19 protein-coding genes are annotated in these 21,397 nt (G+C 73.2%); 13 read left to right on the plus strand and 6 right to left on the minus strand.

Features of this window, described 5'->3' with window-relative positions; all coding sequences use genetic code 11:
- The first annotated feature begins 432 nt into the window (after positions 1 to 432).
- The 5 genes from ACFYOJ_RS20225 to ACFYOJ_RS20245 all read left to right on the plus strand — a co-directional run bounded on the left by ACFYOJ_RS20225 (position 433) and on the right by ACFYOJ_RS20245 (position 6,031).
- The gene (locus ACFYOJ_RS20225) at positions 433 to 1,443 is read left to right on the plus strand and encodes a polyprenyl synthetase family protein (protein ID WP_356552842.1); all 1,011 of its coding nucleotides are present in this window, start codon (positions 433 to 435) and stop codon (positions 1,441 to 1,443) included.
- A 244-nt stretch (positions 1,444 to 1,687) separates the two neighbouring features.
- Complete coding sequence (locus ACFYOJ_RS20230; RefSeq protein ID WP_356552841.1) at positions 1,688 to 2,911, plus strand: DUF2092 domain-containing protein; 1,224 nt, start codon at positions 1,688 to 1,690, stop codon at positions 2,909 to 2,911.
- Between the two features lie 46 nt (positions 2,912 to 2,957).
- Positions 2,958 to 3,947, plus strand: a complete 990-nt coding sequence (locus tag ACFYOJ_RS20235; RefSeq protein WP_356552839.1) for an ABC transporter ATP-binding protein — start codon at positions 2,958 to 2,960, stop codon at positions 3,945 to 3,947.
- Positions 3,934 to 4,854 (plus strand): ABC transporter permease, encoded by a 921-nt coding sequence (locus ACFYOJ_RS20240; protein WP_356552837.1) that lies wholly within the window; start codon positions 3,934 to 3,936, stop codon positions 4,852 to 4,854. The genes ACFYOJ_RS20235 and ACFYOJ_RS20240 overlap by 14 nt, the downstream gene beginning before the upstream one ends.
- Positions 4,855 to 5,059: 205 nt before the next feature.
- Positions 5,060 to 6,031, plus strand: coding sequence for a tetratricopeptide repeat protein (locus ACFYOJ_RS20245; RefSeq protein WP_356552835.1), 972 nt, complete (start codon positions 5,060 to 5,062; stop codon positions 6,029 to 6,031).
- A gap of 9 nt (positions 6,032 to 6,040) precedes the next feature.
- On the opposite strand, the gene rarD is transcribed toward ACFYOJ_RS20245, so the two are convergent.
- The 6 genes from rarD to ACFYOJ_RS20275 form a co-directional block, all read right to left on the minus strand.
- Entirely contained in the window at positions 6,041 to 7,093 is a 1,053-nt protein-coding gene (gene rarD, locus ACFYOJ_RS20250) for an EamA family transporter RarD (protein ID WP_356552833.1), read from the minus strand.
- Positions 7,094 to 7,273: 180 nt separating this feature from the next.
- The gene (locus ACFYOJ_RS20255; protein ID WP_356552831.1) at positions 7,274 to 8,332 is read right to left on the minus strand and encodes a 2-oxoacid:ferredoxin oxidoreductase subunit beta; all 1,059 of its coding nucleotides are present in this window, start codon (positions 8,330 to 8,332) and stop codon (positions 7,274 to 7,276) included.
- On the minus strand, positions 8,325 to 10,253 hold the full coding sequence (locus ACFYOJ_RS20260) for a 2-oxoacid:acceptor oxidoreductase subunit alpha (protein WP_356552830.1): 1,929 nt from the start codon (positions 10,251 to 10,253) through the stop codon (positions 8,325 to 8,327). The genes ACFYOJ_RS20255 and ACFYOJ_RS20260 overlap by 8 nt, the downstream gene beginning before the upstream one ends.
- Before the next feature lie 157 nt (positions 10,254 to 10,410).
- Positions 10,411 to 11,070: a response regulator transcription factor gene (locus tag ACFYOJ_RS20265; RefSeq protein WP_356552875.1), complete on the minus strand. Its 660-nt coding sequence runs from the start codon at positions 11,068 to 11,070 to the stop codon at positions 10,411 to 10,413.
- Between the two features lie 238 nt (positions 11,071 to 11,308).
- Positions 11,309 to 12,676, minus strand: a complete 1,368-nt coding sequence (locus ACFYOJ_RS20270) for a sensor domain-containing protein (RefSeq protein ID WP_356552828.1) — start codon at positions 12,674 to 12,676, stop codon at positions 11,309 to 11,311.
- A 275-nt stretch (positions 12,677 to 12,951) separates the two neighbouring features.
- Positions 12,952 to 14,181, minus strand: coding sequence for a sensor domain-containing protein (locus ACFYOJ_RS20275; RefSeq protein WP_356552827.1), 1,230 nt, complete (start codon positions 14,179 to 14,181; stop codon positions 12,952 to 12,954).
- Between the two features lie 192 nt (positions 14,182 to 14,373).
- Between ACFYOJ_RS20275 and ACFYOJ_RS20280 the strand changes: the two genes are divergently transcribed.
- Genes ACFYOJ_RS20280 through ACFYOJ_RS20315 form a run of 8 tightly spaced genes read left to right on the plus strand, consistent with a single transcriptional unit; the run spans position 14,374 to position 21,395 of the window.
- Positions 14,374 to 14,799: an NADH-quinone oxidoreductase subunit A gene (locus tag ACFYOJ_RS20280; RefSeq protein WP_356552825.1), complete on the plus strand. Its 426-nt coding sequence runs from the start codon at positions 14,374 to 14,376 to the stop codon at positions 14,797 to 14,799.
- Positions 14,790 to 15,392: an NADH-quinone oxidoreductase subunit B family protein gene (locus ACFYOJ_RS20285; RefSeq protein ID WP_356552824.1), complete on the plus strand. Its 603-nt coding sequence runs from the start codon at positions 14,790 to 14,792 to the stop codon at positions 15,390 to 15,392. Before ACFYOJ_RS20280 ends, ACFYOJ_RS20285 begins: the two co-directional genes overlap by 10 nt.
- Positions 15,389 to 16,729 carry an NADH-quinone oxidoreductase subunit C gene (locus ACFYOJ_RS20290; RefSeq protein WP_356552822.1) on the plus strand — a complete coding sequence of 447 codons (1,341 nt, stop codon included), beginning with the start codon at positions 15,389 to 15,391 and terminating at the stop codon, positions 16,727 to 16,729. The genes ACFYOJ_RS20285 and ACFYOJ_RS20290 overlap by 4 nt, the downstream gene beginning before the upstream one ends.
- Entirely contained in the window at positions 16,726 to 17,694 is a 969-nt protein-coding gene (locus tag ACFYOJ_RS20295) for a complex I subunit 1 family protein (RefSeq protein ID WP_356552820.1), read from the plus strand. The genes ACFYOJ_RS20290 and ACFYOJ_RS20295 overlap by 4 nt, the downstream gene beginning before the upstream one ends.
- A 2-nt stretch (positions 17,695 to 17,696) precedes the next feature.
- A complete protein-coding gene (locus ACFYOJ_RS20300) occupies positions 17,697 to 18,359 on the plus strand; it encodes an NADH-quinone oxidoreductase subunit I (RefSeq protein WP_356552818.1) in 663 nt (220 codons plus the stop codon).
- Positions 18,356 to 18,976 carry an NADH-quinone oxidoreductase subunit J gene (locus ACFYOJ_RS20305; RefSeq protein ID WP_356552816.1) on the plus strand — a complete coding sequence of 207 codons (621 nt, stop codon included), beginning with the start codon at positions 18,356 to 18,358 and terminating at the stop codon, positions 18,974 to 18,976. The genes ACFYOJ_RS20300 and ACFYOJ_RS20305 overlap by 4 nt, the downstream gene beginning before the upstream one ends.
- The gene (gene nuoK / locus ACFYOJ_RS20310) at positions 18,976 to 19,401 is read left to right on the plus strand and encodes an NADH-quinone oxidoreductase subunit NuoK (RefSeq protein WP_356552814.1); all 426 of its coding nucleotides are present in this window, start codon (positions 18,976 to 18,978) and stop codon (positions 19,399 to 19,401) included. The genes ACFYOJ_RS20305 and nuoK overlap by 1 nt, the downstream gene beginning before the upstream one ends.
- A complete protein-coding gene (locus ACFYOJ_RS20315; RefSeq protein ID WP_356552812.1) occupies positions 19,398 to 21,395 on the plus strand; it encodes an NADH-quinone oxidoreductase subunit L in 1,998 nt (665 codons plus the stop codon). Before nuoK ends, ACFYOJ_RS20315 begins: the two co-directional genes overlap by 4 nt.
- Positions 21,396 to 21,397 lie beyond the last annotated feature (2 nt).

A 21,397-nucleotide genomic window follows, 5' to 3' on the forward strand; every position in this document is an offset into this window, starting at 1 on the left:
GCCCATCGGTGGCGACGGCTTGCGGGCGGCGTCGGGGGTGATGTCGGGGCGGTGTCGGAACGGCTGGGGGCCGGGCGGTCCGGCCGCCCCGTGGCCGGCCGGCCGTGTCCGGCTTCGCCGTGCCCCGTGTTCCCGCGCGTCGTGCGGGCATCCGTTCGGAGGGGGCCGGGTGGGTGACGTGTGCGGAGCGAGGGCCGCCGGGAGGGGATGTGTGATCCCCGGTGGCGACTTCCCGCCCTGGTGGTATCGCTCCATGTCCGCTCATATCGGCTGATCGAAAACATGGCGCGCATGATCCGATTCCGACCGGCCTGTAACGGTGGGCGCTAGCGGTGATCGAAACGTGACCGGATACGCTGACTCGAGTGGTGGCAGCGACCTATCGACAAACCAGGTAATCGCCAGTAGACACCAGCAGACAGGAGACCCCTCGTGACCGTCGTCGGGCCGTTCGGGCTGAGCGTGCGGGACCAGGCTCTGGAAGCCGATGTCCAGGCCGGATTGGTCGCGGTCGAGGAAGGGTTGCTCGAAGCAACCAAAAGCGAGGTGCCCTTCATCACGGAGGCCGCCCAGCACCTGGTGCGGGCCGGCGGCAAACGGTTCCGGCCACTGCTGGTGATGCTCTCGGCCCAGTTCGGCGACCCCTACGCCCCCGGCATCGTGCCCTCGGCCGTGGTCGTGGAGCTGACCCACCTCGCCACGCTGTACCACGACGACGTGATGGACGAGGCGGCCGTGCGCCGCGGCGTGCCCAGCGCCAACACCCGCTGGGGCAACTCGGTCGCCGTCCTCACCGGTGACTTCCTGTTCGCCCGCGCCTCCCAGATCCTGGCCGACCTCGGGCCCGAGGCGGTCCGGGTGCAGGCCCTCGCGTTCGAACGGCTCGTCACCGGCCAGATCCTGGAGACGGCCGGCCCCCAGGACGGCCGGGACCCGGTCGACCACTACCTCGACGTGCTCGGCGGCAAGACGGGCTCGCTGGTCGCGGTCTCCTGCCGGTTCGGCGCGATGATGTCCGGTGCCGACGAGACGGTCGTGGACGTCCTGACCCAGTACGGCGAGCGGCTCGGCGTCGCCTTCCAGCTCGCGGACGACGTCCTGGACATCGCCTCCGACTCCCACGAGTCGGGCAAGACCCCCGGCACGGACCTGCGCGAGGGCATCCCGACCCTCCCGGTGCTGCGGCTGCGCGAGCGGGCCGCCCGGCTCGGACTCGCCGAGGACGTCGCGCTGTGCGAGCTGCTGGACTCCGACCTCACCGACGACGCCCGGCACGCCGAGGCCCTGCGCCTGCTGCGCGCCCACCCCGCGCTCGAACAGGCGCGGCGGGACACCGTCCGGTACGCCGAGGACGCCCGGGCGGCGCTGGCCCCGCTGCGGGACTGCGACGCGAAGGCCGCGCTGATCGAACTGTGCGACGCGGTGGTCCACCGGGCCGGCTGACCCGCCGCCCCTCCCGACGGCTCCCCCACCCCCTACGGGCCGGGGGAGGCGCCGGCCCTCCGTGTCATCCCGCAGGAGTAGGCGGAGTTGAGCCCGCGGTCTGACGCCTCTTCCCGCCCGATTTGGTCAGATGGTCACCACGGAGAACACCACTCCTCACCGATTCGGGTGAGAATGGCGGCTCACGGGTGAACACGTGCAATGGCGCGAGGCAGCCGCCGCCGACGACGGAGGTAGGGCACACATGGCACCGTTCGATTCCGACGACAACACGACCGCCGCCGAGGCCGGCGAACCGCGCACCGGACGGCGCAGGGCCGCGCGGTACGTCGTCCCGGTCGCGGTGATGGGCGTGGCGGCCGCCACGATCGGCCTCGTCCCCGCGCTCGCCGACTCCGGCGACCCGGACCTTCCCGAGGTGACGGCGCAGCAACTCGTCCAGAAGATGGCCGAGTCGGACGTCCAGCAGCTCTCCGGCACCGTGAGGATCACCACCGATCTGGGGCTGCCGGACCTCGGCGGCCTGGAGAGCGGCCTGGCGTCCGGCATGTCCGGCGGCCCGGGCGCGGAAGGCGGCGACGACGCCGGCTCCCCGGCCGATCCGTCGGCGAAGCTGACCGGCCTGGTCTCCGGCACCCACACGCTGCGCGTCGCGGCCGACGGCCCCGACCGGCAGAAGCTCTCGCTGCTGGAGGACGCCGCCGAGTACAGCCTGATCCACGACGGCAAGGACGTCTGGGGCTACGACAGCCGGACCAACGAGGTCTACCACTCCACCGTCCCCGGCGACGCCGGGCAGCCGCGGCACCAGGTGCCGGTCACCCCGAAGGACCTCGCCGACCAGGCGCTGAAGGCGGTCGACGACACCACGTCCGTGACCGTCGACGGCACCGCGCAGGTGGCCGGCCGGGACGCGTACCGGCTGGTGATCAAGCCCCGGCAGTCCGGTTCCACGGTCGGCGCCGTCACCGTGGCCGTGGACGCGAGGACCGGCCTGCCGCTGAAGTTCACGCTGACCCCGGCGGGCGGCGGCGCCGCCGTCGTCGACGCCGGCTTCACCGACGTCAGCTTCGCGAAGCCGGACGCGTCGACGTTCGACTTCACCCCGCCGAAGGGCGCCGAGGTCACCGAGGCCGACAAGACGCCCGAGGCGCCGGAGCAGCGCCCCGGGGCCGGCGGCGACCTCGCCGGGGAGCTGGACGGCCTGAAGGTCATCGGCGAGGGCTGGAACGCGATCGCCGCCTTCGACACCGGCGGACAGGGCCTGCCCACGGCACCCGAGGGCGGTGACGCGGGCGCCCTCGGCGGCTTCCTCGGCTCCTTCGGCGACCAGGTAGAGGGCGACTTCGGCTCGGGCACGGTCTTCACGACCCGCCTGGTCAACGCCCTGATCACCGACGACGGCAAGGTCTACGCCGGCGCGGTCACCAAGGAGGCCCTGGTGAAGGCGGCCGAGGCCGCGAAGTAGGACCGGACGCCACGGTCCGTACCCGTACGACGAGGAGAGGGAGCCGATGGGCGGAGCGTCCGTCACGGAGCCGGAGCGCCCGGGCCGGGGGAGCGGAGAGGCGGACGACGCCGTCATCGCCACCCGCGCGCTCACCAAGCGCTACCGCGGCGGACAGCTCGCCGTCGACGGCCTCGACCTGACCGTCCCGGCGGGCAGCGTCTTCGGCTTCCTCGGCCCCAACGGCTCCGGCAAGACCACCACCATCCGCATGCTGATGGGCCTGATCGAGCCGACCTCGGGCACGGCACGGGTGCTGGGCCGGCCCGTGCCGGGCGCCGTCCGCGCCGTACTGCCCCAGGTCGGCGCCCTCATCGAGGGCCCGGCCCTGTACGGCTTCCTCTCCGGCCGCGACAACCTGCTGCGCCACGACGCCGCCGACCCGACCGCCGACCCCCGCACCCGGCGCGAGCGCGTCGCGGCGGCGCTGGACCGGGTCGGGCTCACGGCCGCCGCGGGCAAGAAGGCGAAGGCGTACTCGCTCGGCATGAAGCAGCGCCTGGGCCTCGCGGCGGCCCTGCTCCGGCCGCGCCGCCTGCTGGTGCTGGACGAACCCACCAACGGCCTCGACCCCCAGGGCATGCGCGAGATCCGAGCCCTCGTGCGCGAACTGGCCTCCGACGGCACGACCGTCTTCCTCTCCTCCCACCTGCTGGACGAGATCGAGCAGGTGTGCACGCACGCCGCCGTGATGGCGCGGGGACGGCTGATCACCCAGGGCCCGGTCGCCGACCTCGCCGCCGGAGCGCGCGGCCGGCTGGTGGTGACCACACCGGACCCGGGGGAGGCGGCCCGGGTGCTGAAGGAACGGGGCGCCGGGGACGTGGTCCTCGCCGAGGACCGGGTGACGGCGGAACCGCCGGACGGCGACCCCGCCGACCTGAACGCGGCACTCGTCGCGGCCGGCGTGCGCGTCCGCGGTTTCGGAGTGGAACGCGCCTCCCTGGAGGACGCGTTCGTGGCACTGACCGGGGAGGGCTTCGATGTCGCGGGCTGAACCACGCGGTGCCGAGCCGCTGAGCGCCGAGCCGCTGGGCACCGAACCGCCGCGCACGGTACGCGCGCCGGGCCCGCTGTGGACCCTCGGTCTGCTGCGCAGCGAGCTGTGGATCACCTTCCGGCGCTGGCGCACCCTCGCCCTGCTGGGCGTGCTGGCGGCGGTGCCGGTCCTGGTGGGCATCGCCGTGAAGATCGAGACGGGCGACGGCTCGTCCCCCGGCACAGGCGGCGGGGGCCCGGCGTTCCTCTCGCAGATCAGCAACAACGGCCTGTTCCTGGTCTTCACCGCACTGGCCGCGACCCTGCCCTTCTTCCTGCCCATGGCCGTCGGCGTCGTCGCCGGTGACGCCGTCGCGGGCGAGGCGAGCGCGGGCACCCTGCGCTATCTCCTGGTCGCCCCCGCCGGCCGCACCCGCCTGCTGCTCACCAAGTACGCGACGGTGCTCGTCTTCTGCCTGGCGGCCACCCTCGTCGTCGCCGTCTCCGCCCTCGCCGTCGGCGCGCTGCTGTTCCCGCTCGGCGACCTGACCACCATCTCCGGCACCCGCATCAGCTACGCCGAGGGCCTGGGGCGGGCCCTGCTGATCGCCCTGACCGTCGCCGCCTCGCTCGTCGGCGTCGCGGCCCTCGGCCTGTTCGTCTCGACCCTGACCGGCAGCGGCATCGCGGCGATGGCGACGACGGTGGGCCTGCTCATCACCGTCCAGATCCTCGACCAGATCCCGCAGCTCGACGCCCTCCACCCGTACCTCTTCTCGCACCACTGGCTGTCCTTCGCCGACCTGATGCGCGAGCCGGTCTACTGGGACGACCTGGTGCGGAACCTCGGCCTGCAGGCCCTGTACGCGGCGGTGTTCGGCTCGGCGGCCTGGGCACGCTTCACGACGAAGGACATCACCTCCTGACCGGCGCCCCACGGCACGCCGCCCGTCCGCGCCGTACGCGCCTCGGTACCGTCGTGACCTCCTGGAACGCACCTGTGACATCGCGGTGACGCCAGAAACGCGGGGGGGCGGCGAGACTCGACGACAGGTGAACGACAGGCACGACAGGCTCTGGACGGCAGGGAAGCGGAACCGCCGACGGAAGCCGCCTATGAGTGGGGGGACGATGTCTCGACTCGGCCGCGACGAGCAGCGGGACCAGCAACGTGCCGAGCGCCCGGTCCACGTCCGGCTGCCGGAGGCCGGCGGTGACACGGACGGTGCCTGGGGCGACGGTGCCTGGGGCGACGGTGCCTGGGTCGACGGTGCCTGGGTCGTCGCGGCCCCCGGCGAAGAGATCCGGCACGCCGTCCTGGACCGTCTCCACCGCTTCGCCCGCACGGCGGGCCGGCCCGTCCTCGCCACGGTCCACGACGAGCGCATCGGCTGCGTCGTCCGGCTCCGGGTCGACCCGGACGGCTCCAGTCACCTCGCCGGGAAGCCGGTGCCGACACCCCGCGGGGCGAGGAGCGCGGAGGACACCCCGGCCGCCGGAGCACCGGCGGAGGCCGGGCCGCAGCGGGTGCCGTCCGGAGAGTCCGTGCCCACACCCGCCCCCCTCCGTGGTTTCGACGCCGTGGCCGAGGCCGTGCTCGAAGACGCGCCGCTCACCGCGCCCGGTGACGCCGGCGCACCCGCCCTCCTCGCCGAGCCCACGGCACGGATCAACGACGCGATCAGGCAAGGGCGTACGCGGGAAGCGGACCGGCTCGCGGAGCGGGCGGTGGCCGAGGCCTCGGCCACGCTGGGGCCGGAACACCCGGAGGTGCTCCGGCTCCGCGAACTCACCGCGTACATCGCCTACCTGTCGGGCGACCCGGGACGCGCCTTCCGGCTCTCCCTGGACCTGGCCGGCATCCACCGCCGGGCGGGCGACGCGGAGGCCGCCTACGGCAACGTCCAGAGCGCGGCCACCGCCTGGCGCGCGGTGCGCGACCCCGAGCAGGGGCTGGAGCTGGGACGCGACCTGGTCGGCCTGTGGGGCGAGCTCGCCGCCGAGGCGGGGCCGGCCGCCGAGGACGCCGGCCGGCTCGAGTCGGCCCGCACCCGCATGGGCCGCCTCGCCGAACGCGCCCGCGCACACGCCCGGGCCGACTGACCCGCCGGGCTACGGCTTCCCGGTCGGGGCGTCGAGCCGCGCGGGCGCGGGGTCCGCGGGGGCCGGGTCCGGTCCTCCGCAGGCCACGATGTCCGAGTCCCGCGCGACGTCCCCCTTCTCCGGCGGTACGCCGTCGCCCGCCTCGTCCAGCCGCGCCCGCAGCGTCCGCGCGTTCCGGTGGGCGGTGCGCAGGGCGTCCCAGGTGAGCAGCGTGAGCGCCAGCCAGACCAGCGCGAAACCGGCCCAGCGCTCGGGCGGCATGGCCTCGCCGAAGTAGAAGACGCCCAGCAGGAACTGGAAGACCGGCGCCAGGTACTGCAGCAGCCCCAGGGTGGACAGCGGCACGCGGATCGCCGCCGCGCCGAAGCAGACCAGGGGGAGCGCGGTGACCACGCCGGTCGCGGCGAGCAGGGCGCCGTGCCCCGCGCCCTCGGTGGTGAAGGTGGTGCCGCCGTGCGCGCCCAGCCACACCAGATAGCCGAGGGCGGGCAGGAACTGGACCGCGGTCTCGGCGGCCAGCGACTCGACGCCGCCCAGATCGACCTTCTTCTTCACCAGTCCGTACGTGGCGAAGGAGAAGGCGAGGCAGAGGGAGATCCACGGCGGCCGGCCGTAGCCGACGGTGAGGACGACCACGGCCGCGAGGCCGGTGGCGACCGCCGCCCACTGCACGGGCCGCAGCCGCTCCTTCAGCAGCAGCACGCCCATCGCGATGGTGACCAGCGGGTTGATGAAGTACCCGAGCGACGCCTCGACGACGTGGCCGCTGTTCACGGCCCAGATGTAGACGCCCCAGTTGACGGTGATGACCGCCGCGGCCACCGTGATCAGGCCCAGCCGGCGCGGCTGCCGCAGCAGCTCGCCCGCCCAGGCCCAGCGCCGTACGACGACCAGGGCGACGGCGACGAAGGCGAGCGACCACACCATCCGGTGGGCGAGGATCTCCCCGGCCCCGGCCGGCTTGAGCAGCGGCCAGAACAGCGGGACCAGACCCCACATCCCGTAGGCCGCGAAGCCGTTCAGCAGACCTGTGCGCTGTTCACTCCTGGACGACCCGGCCACGGGCACCTCCTTCTCGCCTTCGGCACGCGGGGGACGAGGGCGTGCCACAGAACGACGGTAGCGCCGCCCCCGACCGCCTGTCATGCCCGTATCGTCATACGGTCATGACAGGAGCGGGTGCGCCGGACATACGACGAGGCCCGGACCTGACGGCCCGGGCCTCGTGCGGCGGTACGGCTCTCAGCCGACGACCGTCCACGTGTCGCCGCCCGCCAGCAGCGCCGCCAGGTCGCCCTTGCCGTGCTGCTCGACGGCGGTGTCCAGCTGGTCGGCCATCAGCGTGTCGTAGACCGGCCGGACGACGGAGCGCAGCACACCGATCGGGGTGTGGTGCAGCGTGTCGGGATCGGCGAGGCGGGACAGCGCGAACGCGGTGGCCGACGACGCGGCGTGGGCGTCGTGGACCAGGACGTCCGCCTCGTTGTCCGCGGTGACCTCGACGATCCTCAGGTCGCCGGTGGCCGGGTCGCGGACGACGCCCTTGGCCTCGCCGGCGCCGAAGCGGATCGGCTGCCCGTGCTCGAGGCGGATCACCGCCTCCTCGGCCTGCTGCTTGTCCTTGAGGGCGTCGAAGGCACCGTCGTTGAAGATGTTGCAGTTCTGGTAGATCTCCACCAGCGCCGTGCCGGGGTGGCCGGCGGCCTGCCGCAGCACCTCGGTGAGGTGCCTGCGGTCGGAGTCGACGGTCCGGGCGACGAAGGACGCCTCCGCGCCCAGCGCCAGCGACACCGGGTTGAAGGGGGCGTCCAGCGAGCCCATCGGCGTCGACTTGGTGATCTTGCCGACCTCGGAGGTCGGGGAGTACTGGCCCTTGGTCAGACCGTAGATCCGGTTGTTGAACAGCAGGATCTTGAGGTTGACGTTGCGGCGCAGGGCGTGGATGAGGTGGTTGCCGCCGATGGACAGCGCATCGCCGTCACCGGTGACGACCCACACCGACAGATCCCGCCTGCTGGTGGCCAGCCCGGTGGCGATGGCGGGGGCGCGGCCGTGGATGGAGTGCATCCCGTAGGTGTTCATGTAGTACGGGAAGCGGGAGGAGCAGCCGATGCCGGAGACGAAGACGATGTTCTCCTTCGCCAGGCCCAGCTCCGGCAGGAAGCCCTGCACGGCGGCGAGGATCGCGTAGTCGCCGCAGCCGGGGCACCAGCGCACCTCCTGGTCGGACTTGAAGTCCTTCATGGCCTGCTTGCCCTCGGCCTTCGGGACGAGCTGGAGCAGAGTGTCGGCGTCAGTCATCGATGGCCTCCTTCAGCGCCGTGGCGAGCTGCTCCGCCTTGAACGGCATCCCGTTGACCTGGTTGTACGAGCGGGCGTCGACCAGGTACTTCGCCCGGATCAGCATGGCGAGCTGCCCGAGGTTCATCTCGGGGACCACCACCTTGTCGTATCCCTTCAGCACCTCGCCCAGATTCCGCGGGAAGGGGTTGAGGTGGCGCAGATGGGCCTGCGCGATGGACTCCCCGGCCGCCCGCAGCCGCCGTACGGCCGCCGTGACCGGCCCGTACGTCGAACCCCAGCCGAGCACCAGGGTGCGCGCGCCGTCCGGGTCGTCGACCTCCACGTCGGGGACGTCGATGCCGTCGACCTTGGCCTGGCGGGTGCGGACCATGAAGTCGTGGTTGGCCGGGTCGTAGGAGATGTTGCCCGTGCCGTCCTGCTTCTCGATGCCGCCGATCCGGTGCTCCAGACCCGGCGTGCCGGGTACGGCCCAGGGGCGGGCGAGGGTCTGCGGGTCGCGCTTGTAGGGCCAGAACACCTCGGTGCCGTCGTCCAGGGTGTGGTTCGGCCCCTGCGCGAACTGCACGGCGAGGTCCGGGAGCTCGTCCGGCTCGGGGATCCGCCACGGCTCGGAGCCGTTGGCCAGGTAGCCGTCGGACAGCAGGAAGACCGGGGTGCGGTAGGCCAGCGCGATCCGCGCCGCCTCCAGCGCCGCGTCGAAGCAGTCCGCCGGGGTGCGCGGGGCGATCACGGGGACCGGGGCCTCGCCGTTGCGGCCGTACATCGCCTGCAGCAGGTCCGCCTGCTCCGTCTTGGTCGGCAGCCCCGTCGACGGCCCGCCGCGCTGGATGTCCACGATCAGCAGCGGCAGCTCCAGCGAGACCGCCAGCCCGATCGTCTCGGACTTGAGCGCGACCCCGGGCCCGGAGGTCGTGGTGACCGCCAGCGATCCGCCGAACGCCGCGCCGAGCGCCGCGCCGATGCCGGCGATCTCGTCCTCGGCCTGGAAGGTGCGCACGCCGAAGTTCTTGTGCCGGCTCAGCTCGTGCAGGATGTCGGAGGCCGGGGTGATCGGGTACGAGCCCAGGAACAGCGGCAGGTCCGCCTGGCGGGACGCGGCGATCAGCCCGTAGGACAGCGCCAGGTTCCCGGAGATGTTGCGGTAGGTGCCCGGCGGGAACGCCTTCGCGGCCGGCGCGACCTCGTAGGAGACGGCGAAGTCCTCCGTGGTCTCGCCGAAGTTCCAGCCCGCCCGGTAGGCCGCGATGTTCGCCTCGGCGATGCCGGGCTTCTTCGCGAACTTCGACCGCAGGAACTTCTCGGTGCCCTCGGTGGGCCGGTGGTACATCCAGCTCAGCAGACCCAGCGCGAACATGTTCTTGCTGCGCTCGGCCTCCTTGCGGCTGAGACCGAAGTCCTTGAGCGCCTCCACCGTCAGGGTGGTCAGCGGCACCGGGTGGAGGCTGTAGCCGTCCAGCGAGCCGTCCTCCAGAGGGGAGGCGTCGTAGCCGACCTTCTGCAGGGCGCGCTTGGTGAACTCGTCGGTGTTGACGATGATCTCCGCGCCGCGCGGCAGGTCGCCGATGTTCGCCTTCAGCGCCGCCGGGTTCATCGCCACCAGCACGTTCGGCGCGTCGCCGGGGGTGAGGATGTCGTGGTCGGCGAAGTGCAGCTGGAAGGAGGAGACACCCGGCAGGGTGCCGGCGGGCGCCCGGATCTCGGCCGGGAAGTTCGGCAGCGTCGACAAGTCGTTGCCGAAGGTCGCCGTCTCCGAGGTGAACCGGTCGCCGGTGAGCTGCATGCCGTCACCGGAGTCCCCGGCGAACCTGATGATCACCCGGTCCAGCCGGCGGACGTCCTTCGCCCCGACCGGTTTGCGCTGCTCTCCCACGACGGTTCCGTCGGCCTGTTCGGATGGGCTGCTGACCTGGCTGGTCACTGAAGTGGACCTCCCTCGAGGCGGCTGTCCGGGGGCTGGTCTCCCACCGACCATCCCAGGATCAACCCTACGTCCGCAGGCGCTGACTTCCGGTGGACATTCGGATGATGAACCCCGGCGTCCCGCGATCGGGAGTCCGGAGGACGGAACCGGAATGTCAGGAGTTGAGATAGGTGAGCACGGCGAGCACCCGCCGGTGGTCGCCGTCGCTCGGGGACAGGCCCAGCTTCAGGAAGATGTTGCTGACGTGCTTCTCCACGGCCCCGTCGCTGACGACGAGCTGCCTGGCGATCGCGGAGTTCGTCCGGCCCTCGGCCATGAGCCCCAGGACCTCCCGCTCGCGCGGGGTGAGCCCGGCGAGCACGTCCTGCTTGCGGCTGCGGCCGAGCAGCTGCGCGACCACCTCGGGGTCGAGCGCCGTACCGCCCCGCGCCACGCGCACCACCGCGTCCACGAACTCCCGCACCTCGGCCACCCGGTCCTTGAGCAGGTAGCCGACGCCCCGGCTGGAGCCGGCCAGCAGCTCGGTGGCGTACCGCTCCTCCACGTACTGGGACAGCACCAGCACCCCCAGCCCGGGGTGGGCCTTGCGCAGCTGCACCGACGCGCGCACCCCCTCGTCGGTGTGCGTCGGCGGCATCCGTACGTCCGCCACGACGACGTCCGGCAGCTCGCCCTGCGCGTCCAGCTCCGTGATGGTCTTGATCAGCGCCTGCGCGTCACCGACACCGGCCACCACGTCGTGCCCGCGGTCGGTCAGCAACCGGGTCAGTCCCTCCCTGAGCAGCACCGAATCCTCGGCGATGACCACCCGCACCCTGTCCTCCACGTTCCTCGGCCCCCAGCCAGTTCCGCCCTTCGGACGGCCCGCGCGGCCCGGGCCGCGTCCACGGACCGTCCGCGAAGTGTCCAGCATCCCAGCAACGGGGGCCGGACGGGTCCGGGCGACGGGGAGAAGACGGGAAGAAGCGGGAAGCACGAGCGGAAAGCGGGGAGACGCGGCGGGCGGCCCCCGGCGGACCGGGGGCCCCGCACGAGAGGCCGGCGGCGGCCGCTCAGCGGCGTACCGGCTCGGTCCGCCAGGGCAGCTCCGCCGTGATCCGGGTGGGACCGCCGGCCGGCGAGTCCACCACGAGGATGCCGTCCACCGCGTCGAGCCGCTCGGCCAGTCCCGCCAGACCCGAACCGGCCGTCGCCGCCGCGCCGCCCACGCCGTCGTCCACGACCTGCAGCATCAGCCGGTTCTCCGTGCGCCACACGTCCACGGAGGCGGAGCGCGCCCCGCTGTGCCTGCTGACGTTCTGCAGCAGCTCCGAGACGGTGAAGTAGGCGATGTTCTCGATCGCCGACGCCGGCCGCTCGGTGAGGTCCACCTCCACCCGCACGGGCACCGCGCACCGCGAGGCGACCGAGGACAGGGCGGCGTCCAGGCCGCGGTCGGTCAGCACGGCCGGGTGGATGCCGCGGGCCAGGTCGCGCAGCTCCTGCAGGGCCGTCTTCACCTCGCCGTGCGCCTCGTCCACCATGCGCGCCGCCTCCTGCGGGTCCTCCCGCAGCTTCTCCTTCGCCAGCCCCAGGTCCATGGCCAGACCGGCCAGGCGGGCCTGCGCGCCGTCGTGCAGGTCGCGTTCGATGCGCCGCAGGTCGGCCGCGGCCGTGTCGACCACGACCCCCCGGTCCGACTCCAGCTCCACCACCCGCGTCGCCAGCCGCGACGGCCCGAGCAGCCCGTACACCATCACCCGGTCCACCGTCGTCAGGGCCCGCACGATCCACGGCGTCGCCAGGGTGACCAGCAGCCCGATCAGCGCGGTCACGGTGATCTCGAAGGGGTTGTCGAGGTAGACGCTGTGCGTGTCGTCGCCGTACAGCTGAAGCCCGTCCTGGCCGGTGTACGCCGGGAACACCCAGAACCACAGCGGGTACGTCGTCATCGTCCAGCCGGTCGTCCAGAAGGTCACGGCGACGGAGAAGGAGAACACCGACCACGGGAACTGCAGCACCGCGTACAGCAGGCTCCGCCAGGACGCGCCGCTCTTGAGGACGGCCCCCGTCCACGCCATCGCGCCCGGCTTCCTCATCCGCAGCGGCTCCGGCTCGGTCACGTCGAGGCCCAGCAGGGCACGCGCCCGGGCCCGCTCCAGCGCCCCGAACCCCCGGCAGCCGGCGAGCGCGGCGGCCAGCACCGGGACACCGAGGAACGTCACCAGCAGACCGGCGCCGAGCGACACCATCGTGACGGCGTACGTGAAGAGCGCGATGCCGATCGGCAGGCCCAGCAGCACATAGCCGAACTCCCGCAGGCTGCGCCCCTCGAACGGCGCCCGCAGCCCCGCCGGCAGCCGGTGCCGCCGCGCGCCGGCGCCCGCGGCGAGCCCCGGCCCGCCCCCGAACCCGTAACCCTGTCCGTACTCCGTCGCCATCGGTGCCGTCCCTCTCTCGCCCTGTGGCTGTGCTGTCGTGACCCCCACCCTCCTCCCGCGCGCCTTCCGGCGACATGGAGCCCGTCGGCGTCCTGGAAGGGGGGTTTTCCCCACCTCCGGCCGGGCGGTGCACCCGCCCCGGACACGCGGCCACCCGGCCGGCCGCCCGGACATGCGGTCACGCGGACATGCGGACATGAGGACGCCCCGACGCATGTGCGTCGGGGCGTCCTCCTCGGGGGGGCGGACCGGGGCGTCCGCCCGGGGCCGGTGCGCTATCTCGCGCCGACGGCCCCCGCGGTGTCGTCCGCCGCCGAGCGGTCCCGCCACGGCAGCTCCGCCGTGATCACCGTCGGTCCGCCCTGCGGCGACCGGACCGTGAACAGCCCGTCGACGGCGCTCAGCCGCTCGGCGAGCCCCTTCATCCCCGTACCGCCGTCCAGCCGCGCACCCCCGCGCCCGTCGTCCTCCACCTGCATGAGCAGCCGGTCGTCCGACCGCCACACCTCCACGGACGCGGTCCTCGCCCCGCTGTGCTTGCTGACGTTCTGCAGCAGCTCCGAGACGGTGAAGTAGGCGATGCCCTCGATGGCCGCCGCCGGCCGTTCGGACAGGTCGACCGTCACCTTCACCGGCACCGTGCAGCGCGACGCCACCGAGGACAGGGCCGCGTCCAGGCCGCGGTCGGTCAGCACGGCCGGGTGGATGCCGCGGGCCAGGTCCCGCAGCTCCTGCAGCGCCAGCTTCACCTCGCCGTGCGCCTCGTCGACCATCACCGCCGCCGCGTCGGGGTCCTCCAGCAGCTTCTCCTTGGCCAGGCCCAGCCCCATGGCCAGGTTGACCAGGCGGGCCTGTGCCCCGTCGTGCAGGTCGCGTTCGATGCGCCGCAGGTCGGCCGCGGCCGTGTCGACCACGACCCCCCGGTCCGACTCCAGCTCGGCGATCCGCCGCTCCAGCTCGTCGGACGGCGACAGCAGCCCGCGCACCATCGCCCGGTCCACATCGGTCAGCGCCCGGGTGAGGAACGGCAGCACCGGCCACAGCACGAACAGCGACGTCAGTGTGACGGCGAAGGTGATCACACCCCAGGGCAGCCGTATCAGCTCGTACAGAACCGTGCGCCAGCCCACCGGGTCCTTCAGCGCCAGCCACAACCGGGCGAAGACCCCGTCCCGGCCCCGCCAGGGCAGCCGGCTCGGCTCCTCGATCCGCACCCCGAGCAGCGCCCGGGCCCGCGCCCGCTCCATCCTGCCCAGCAGCCGCGCCCCCGACAGACCGGCCGCGAGCAGCGGCAGCCCGATCACGGTGACCGTCAGCCCGAGACCGACGGACAGCATCGTCACGACGTACGTGAAACCGATCAGCGCCACCGGAAGGTTCGCCAGCAGGTGGGCGATCTCCTTCCAGGTATGCCGGTCGAGGGCGAAACGGGCCGGTGGCGGGCGGTCGTCGTCCGCTTCACCGGTGTGTCCGGCGGGGGGCGGGGAGGAGAGGCGTTCGGTCATACGGCTCAGCGTGCCGTGCGGCGCGGCGCGGCGCCATGAGGCGGACCGCCGGGTTCTGCTGAGGAAAACCCCACCCCGCTCTCCCACGGGCCGACGGGCCGCTCACGGTCTCTTCAGGAGGTCCTAGACTCCCGTGTGTACAGATCGTCGGACTGCGGTGTCCAGGGTTCGGACAGGGAGCGAGGGACGGACGTGCCGGAACCGACCGTCGGCGAAGTGTCCGCGGGCGAGGCGACCGCCGGCCTCGCGGCGGACCACTTCGCGACCTACTCGGCCGTCGGGATCCTCGCCGTCGTCGGTGTGCTCTTCGTGGCCGTCGCCTTCGGTGCCGGACGCCTGCTGCGGCCCGTGGTCCCGACGCCCGAGAAGCTCCTGACGTACGAGTGCGGGGTCGACCCCGTCGGCGAGGGCTGGGCCCACACCCAGGTCCGCTACTACGTCTACGCCTTCCTCTACGTGGTCTTCGCGGTCGACTCGATCTTCCTCTTCCCCTGGGCGACGGTCTTCGCCGACCCCGGGTACGGCGCGACCACGCTCGTGGAGATGTTCGTCTTCCTCGGCTTCCTCGCCGTGGGCCTGCTCTACGCATACAAGAAGGGCGTCCTGTCATGGACGTGAACCCCGGACCCGTTCCGCTGCCGGAGCCGAAGAGGCTGGGCGCGCTGGCCCGGCTCGCCCCCGAGCCGATGAAGGTCGTCCTCAACTGGGGCCGCCGCTACTCCCTGTGGGTCTTCAACTTCGGCCTCGCCTGCTGCGCCATCGAGTTCATCGCCGCGTCGATGGCCCGCCACGACTTCATCCGCCTCGGCGTCATCCCGTTCGCGCCGGGCCCCCGCCAGGCCGACCTGATGGTGGTGTCGGGCACGGTCACCGACAAGATGGCGCCGGCCGTGAAACGCCTCTACGAGCAGATGCCCGAGCCGAAGTACGTCATCTCCTTCGGCGCCTGCTCCAACTGCGGCGGCCCGTACTGGGACTCGTACTCCGTGACCAAGGGCGTCGACCAGATCATCCCCGTCGACGTCTACGTCCCCGGCTGCCCGCCCCGGCCCGAGGCGCTGCTGCAGGGCATCCTCAAGCTCCAGGAGAAGATCGCCGGCGAGTCGCCGGCGGAGCGGTACGCCACCTCGCCTCGGCCGTCGGCGGCCGCGCTGCAGAGCGGCCTGGTGCGGCCGCCCGCTCCCGCGCCCGCCCCCGAGGAGGGCCGATGACCGCGGCCGGCTGGCTGCCCGCCGACGCCGAGGAGCTCTTCGGAGCCGGGGCCACGGCGGAGGAGTCGTACGACGTCCTGACCGTGGACGTGCCGCCCGCGGCCTGGATCACCGCCCTGGAGACCGCCCGCGACCGGCTGGGCTGCACCTTCTTCGACTGGCTGAGCGCGGTCGACGAACCGGGCACGGGCCTGCGTGTCGCGGCGCACGTCGCCGCCCTCGCACCGGTGCGCCGGCTCCTGGTGCGCACCACGGTCCCGCACGAGACCCCGGTCCTGCCCACCGCCGTCCCCGTGTACGCGGGAGCGGCCTGGCACGAGCGCGAGACGCACGAGATGTTCGGCGTCGTCTTCGAGGGGCACCCCGCGCTGGACCACCTGCTGCTGCCGGAGAACTTCGAGGGCCATCCCCTGCGCAAGGACTTCGTCCTCGCCGCCCGTGTCGCCAAGGCCTGGCCGGGCGCGAAGGAGCCCGGCGAGTCCGACCACGGCGGTCCCCGGCGCCGCCAGATGCTGCCCCCGGGCGTCCCCGACCCGAACGAGTGGGGCCCGCTGAAGGGCCGGCTCCCGGCCGCCCCGGCCCGGGGTGCCGCCCGTGCCGCGGGCGACCGTCCGGCCCGCGCGGCCGGCGAACGCCCGCCCCGCCGCATGCGTACAGCGTCCCAGGGCTCCGTCGGCCAGACGGCCCCAGGTGCCGAGGCCCCGGCCGCCGAGGCCCCGTCCCCGGCCACCGAGACCCCGTCCCCGGCCACCGAGGCCCCGGCCGCCGGTCCTGCCCCGGCCGCGCCGGCGGCCAGGCCCCGCCGGGCCCGGAGCGCGAGCGAGGGTTCCGCGTCGCAGCGGACGGGAGCGGCGGCTCCCGAAGCCCCGTCGGCCGCACCCGGCGGGGAGGGGCGGACTGCCGCCACCGGGTCGCGCGGACCGGCCACCCGTCGCACCCGGAGCGCGAGCGAGGGTTCGGCGTCCCAGCGGACCGGCTCCACCGCGGACCGGCCCGGTGGCACCGGCACCACCGGCGCGGCCGGTCCCTCCGGCGCCACCGGGGAGACACCCGCTGCCCCCAAGCCGCCTTCCCCGGCGCCGCGCAGCTCCGACGCGCCCTGGCACCACGCCCGTCCGGCCTTCGACGAGCCCCCCGCGGATGCCGGGAAGCCCGAGGCGCCGGAGGTGTCCGAGGCCCCGGAGAAGTCCGGGAGCCAGGGGAGCACGAAGACCGAGAAGGCCTCGGAGTCCCCGGAGGCCGGGGAGGCCGGGGAGGCCCCGGAGGCCCCGGAGGCCGACGGCCGTCCCCCCGCCCGCACCGACACACCCGACGACCACCCCGGAGGCACGCAGTGAACGACGCGCTCGACGTCACCCTGCGCCTCCTGGTCGTCTTCGTCGTCTTCCTCACCTTCCCCCTGATCGTCGGCCAGGCCGAGCACAAGGTGATGGCGCATATGCAGGGCCGCCTCGGCCCCATGTACGCCGGCGGCTTCCACGGCTGGGCGCAGCTCGTCGCGGACGGCGTGAAGTTCGCGCAGAAGGAGGACGTGGTCCCGGCGGACGCCGACCGCCGGATCTTCCAGCTCGCCCCCGCCGTGGCACTGCTGCCGTACCTCCTCGTGCTCCTCGCGATCCCCGTCGGCCCGGGCGAGGGCGCGGTGGGGCAGGCCGTCGACGCGGGGATCTTCTTCGTCCTCGCCGTGATGGGCGTCGGCGTCCTCGGCTCGCTCATGGCCGGCTGGGCCTCCGCGAACAAGTTCTCGCTCCTCGGCGGTCTGCGCACCGCCGCCCAGCTCCTCGCGTACGAACTCCCGATGCTGCTCACCGCGGCCTCCGTCGCGATGGCGGCCGGAACCGTCTCGCTCGTCGGCATCCTCGACGCCTTCGAGTGGTGGTGGCTGCCCTGGCAGATCGTCGGCGCGATCGTGTTCTTCGTCGCGGGGCTGGCCGAGCTGCAGCGTCCGCCGTTCGACATGCCGGTGGCCGACTCGGAGATCATCTTCGGCGCCTACACCGAGTACACCGGCCTGCGCTTCGCCCTGTTCCTCCTCGCCGAGTACGCCGGGATCGTCGTGCTGTGCGGCCTGACCACCGTCCTGTTCCTCGGCGGCTGGCACGGACCGTGGGGCGCCGACGGACTCGGCTGGGTGTGGACCCTGCTGAAGGCCGCCGTCCTCGCCTTCGTCGTGATCTGGCTGCGCGTCACCTACCCGCGGCTGCGTGAGGACCAGCTCCAGAAGCTCTCCTGGACCGTCCTCGTCCCCCTCTCCCTCGCCCAGATCGCCCTCACCGGCATCGTCAAGGTGGTGATCCAGTAACCGTGGCCCCGATCCCCGGCAGCGGCCTCGCCAAGGGCCTGGCCGTCACCCTGCGCACGATGACGAGGAAGACGGTCACCGAGCAGTACCCGGACGTCCAGCCCGAGCTCCCGCCCCGCACCCGCGGCGTCATCGGCCTGTTCGAGGAGAACTGCACGGTCTGCATGCTGTGCGCCCGCGAGTGCCCCGACTGGTGCATCTACATCGACTCCCACAAGGAGACGGTCCCCGCTGCCGCCCCCGGCGGACGCGAACGCAGCCGCAATGTCCTCGACCGCTTCGCGATCGACTTCTCCCTGTGCATGTACTGCGGTATCTGCATCGAGGTCTGTCCCTTCGACGCGCTGTTCTGGTCCCCCGAGTTCGAGTACTCCGAGACGGACATCCGCGACCTGACCCACGAGCGGGACAAGCTCCGCGAGTGGATGTGGACGGTGCCCGCCCCGCCCGCCCTCGACCCGGGCGCGGAGGAACCGAAGGAACTCGCCGCCGCCCGCAAGACCGCCGACAAGCTGGCCGCCCAGCAACAGGTCCAGCAACAGGCCGAACAGCAGACCGGACAGCAGGCCGAGCGGCACCAGACCGCCCGGCACCAGACCGCCCGGCACCAGACCGAACAGACCGGCCCCGCCGCCCCCGACGAGCCGCAGGAAGGAGAGTCGTGAGCCTCGCCGCCGCACACCCCGGCTTCCTCTCGCCGAGCGGTGTCGAGATCGCCTTCCTCCTCGTCGGCCTCGTCACCTTCGGTGCCGCCGTCGTCAGCGTCACCACCCGGCAGCTCGTCCACGCCGCCCTGTGGCTGGTGGTGGCCCTCGGCGGCCTCGCCGTCGAGTACCTCCTGCTCACCGCCGAGTTCATCGCCTGGGTGCAGGTCCTCATCTACGTCGGTTCCGTCATCGTCCTCGTCCTCTTCGGCCTGATGCTCACCAGGGCGCCCATCGGCCGCTCCCCGGACGCCGACTCCGGCAACCGCTGGGCCGCCCTCACCGTGGCCGTCGCCGCCGCGGCCGCCCTGGTGTGGGTCGTCGTCGACGCCTTCCGGACCACCTGGATCGACCTGGACGGTGCCGCCGCCGGTTCCACCGCCGTCACCGGCGCGAGTCTCTTCCAGAACTGGGTCCTCCCCTTCGAGGCCCTCTCCGTCCTCCTCCTCGCCGCCCTGGTCGGCGCGATCGTCCTCTCCCGCAAGGCCAGGGCGGAACGCGCGGCCGGTCCCGCCCGGAAGAGCGCCCCGACCGGTACCGGTACCGGCACCGGTACCGGCAAGGACGGTGACCGCTGATGCACCTCGCCTATCCCGCCGTTCTCTCCGTCCTCCTGTTCTGCACGGGCGTGTACGGGCTCCTCGCCCGCCGCAACGCGATCCTGGTCCTGATCTCCGTCGAGCTGATGCTCAACGCCGTCAACCTCAACCTGGTCGCCTTCGACGTCTGGCTCGGCAACGCCGCCGAGGAGACCCTGCACTCCGGTCAGGCCCTCACCCTGTTCACCATCGCCATCGCCGCCGCGGAGATCGGCATCGGCCTCGCGATCGTGCTCGCCGTCCACCGCAACCGCGGCACCGCGGACATCGACCGGCTCCGCGACACCGCCGAGGGCCACGGCCCCGACGACCACGGCCCCGACGGCCCCGACGGCCCCGACGACCACGGCGGCACCGACGCCTCCGCGACCGGAACGGCCCAGAAGGCTGAGGCCACCGCGTGACCACGACCACCCTCGCCGTACTCGTCCCCCTCCTGCCCTTCCTCGGAGCGGTCGCGGGCCTGCTCTCGGGCCGCACGGCGCCGGGCTTCGCCCGCCCGCTCGCCGTCCTGCCCACCCTGGCCTCCTTCGTCCTCGCCGTACTGGTCGCCTCCCGTCAGGGCGGCGGCCGGGCCGTCGACGCGGTCACGGAACTGACCCCCACCGGCTCGGTCCCCGTCGAGCTCGCCCTGCACATCGACGGCTTCGCCGCCCTCGTCGCCGTCCTGGTCGGCTGCGTCGCCACCTGTGTGCAGCTCTACTCCACGGGCTACCTGCGCCACGACCCGCGCTACCCCTCGTACGCCGCGCTCGTCTCCCTGTTCACCTCCGCCATGCTCCTCGTCGTCTACACCGGCGACCTGATGGTGCTGCTGGTCGGCTGGGAGGTCATGGGCATCTGCTCGTACTTCCTGATCGGCCACTACTGGGAGACGCCCGAGGCGCGCGCCGCCTCCCTCAAGGCCTTCCTGGTGACCAAGCTCGGTGACGTCCCCTTCCTCATCGGTCTGCTCGCCCTGGCCACCGAGGCCGGCTCCTTCCGCATCACGAAGATCCTCGGCGCGGTCGCGTCCGGCTCGCTCGACCACCCGACCCTGATCGCCCTGCTGCTCCTGGCCGGTGTCGCGGGCAAGTCGGCGCAGTTCCCGCTGCACACCTGGCTCCCCGACGCGATGGCGGGCCCGACACCCGTCTCCGCGCTGATCCACGCGGCGACGATGGTCGCCGCCGGCGTCTACTTCGTCGCCCGGCTCCTTCCGCTCTTCGAGGCCTCCCGGGCCGCGATGACCGTCCTCGCCGTCATGGCCGCCGTCACGATGACCGGCTCGGCGCTCGCCGCGCTCGCCCAGGACGACATCAAACGCGTCCTCGCCTACTCGACCATCGGCCAGCTCGGCTACATGACCGGTGCGCTCGCCGTCGGCGACCGCGGTGCCGCCGTCTTCCACCTCATCTCGCACGGCGCCTTCAAGGCGCTGCTGTTCCTCGCCGCCGGTGCGGTCATCCACGCCGCCGGCACCAACTCGCTGGCCGCCATGTCCCGCATGCGGGGCCTGCGCGACCGCGTCCCGGACGCCTACTGGACGATGACCGTCGCCCTGCTCGCGCTCGCCGCGATCCCCCCGTTCAGCGGCTTCTTCTCCAAGGAGTCCGTCCTCGTCGCCGCCGAGCACGCCGCCACCGGCCGCACCGGGCACGCACCCGGCGCCGCGGGCTGGACCGTCCTGATCGCCGGGCTGGTCACGGCCCTGCTCACCGCCGCCTACGCCACCCGCCTGTGGCTGCTCGCCTTCCGCGGCCGGGGTGCCGAGGAGGCCCCCGACCACGGCAGGCAGCCGGTCGTCATGAACGCCGTGCTCTGGGTGCTCGCCCTCCCCTCCCTCGCCCTCGGCGGGCTCGCCTTCCGTCTGCTGCCCGACTGGTTCGACTCCGGCGGCCTCACCCCGACCCTCACCACCTCCGTACTCGGCACCGGCGTGGCCCTGGTCGGCGGCATCGTCACCTACGGGGCCTGGCGCCACACCACCGCGCTCGCGGCCCGCGCGCCGATGGGAGCGGTCGCGGCCCACCCGGAGAAGGACGCCGCAGCAGTGGAGGCCGAGGCCATCGCCACCCACCGGCCCGCCTACGGAGACGTGGCCTCCGCCCCCGACCCGGCCGACCCCGGACGGCTCCTCCTCGGCCCGCTGCACCGCCACGCGGCCACCGGCTTCCACCTGGACGCCGTCTACACGGCCCTCTTCGTCCGCCCGGTCCGGGCCGGCGCGAGCCTCGTGGCGTTCCTCGACCGCGAGGTCGTCGACACCTACGTCCGCGGGGCGGGAACCCTGCCCCGCTGGATCGGGGCCGCCGTACGCCGTGCCCAGACCGGCAATGTGCAGACCTATGTGAGCGCGCTGCTCGCCGGCACCGTCGTCCTCGCGGTCGCCGCCGTCCTCGTCGCCACGGGAGCGTGAGC

The organism is Streptomyces sp. NPDC006384, assembly GCF_042870695.1.
Classification (GTDB): Bacteria; Actinomycetota; Actinomycetes; order Streptomycetales; family Streptomycetaceae; genus Streptomyces.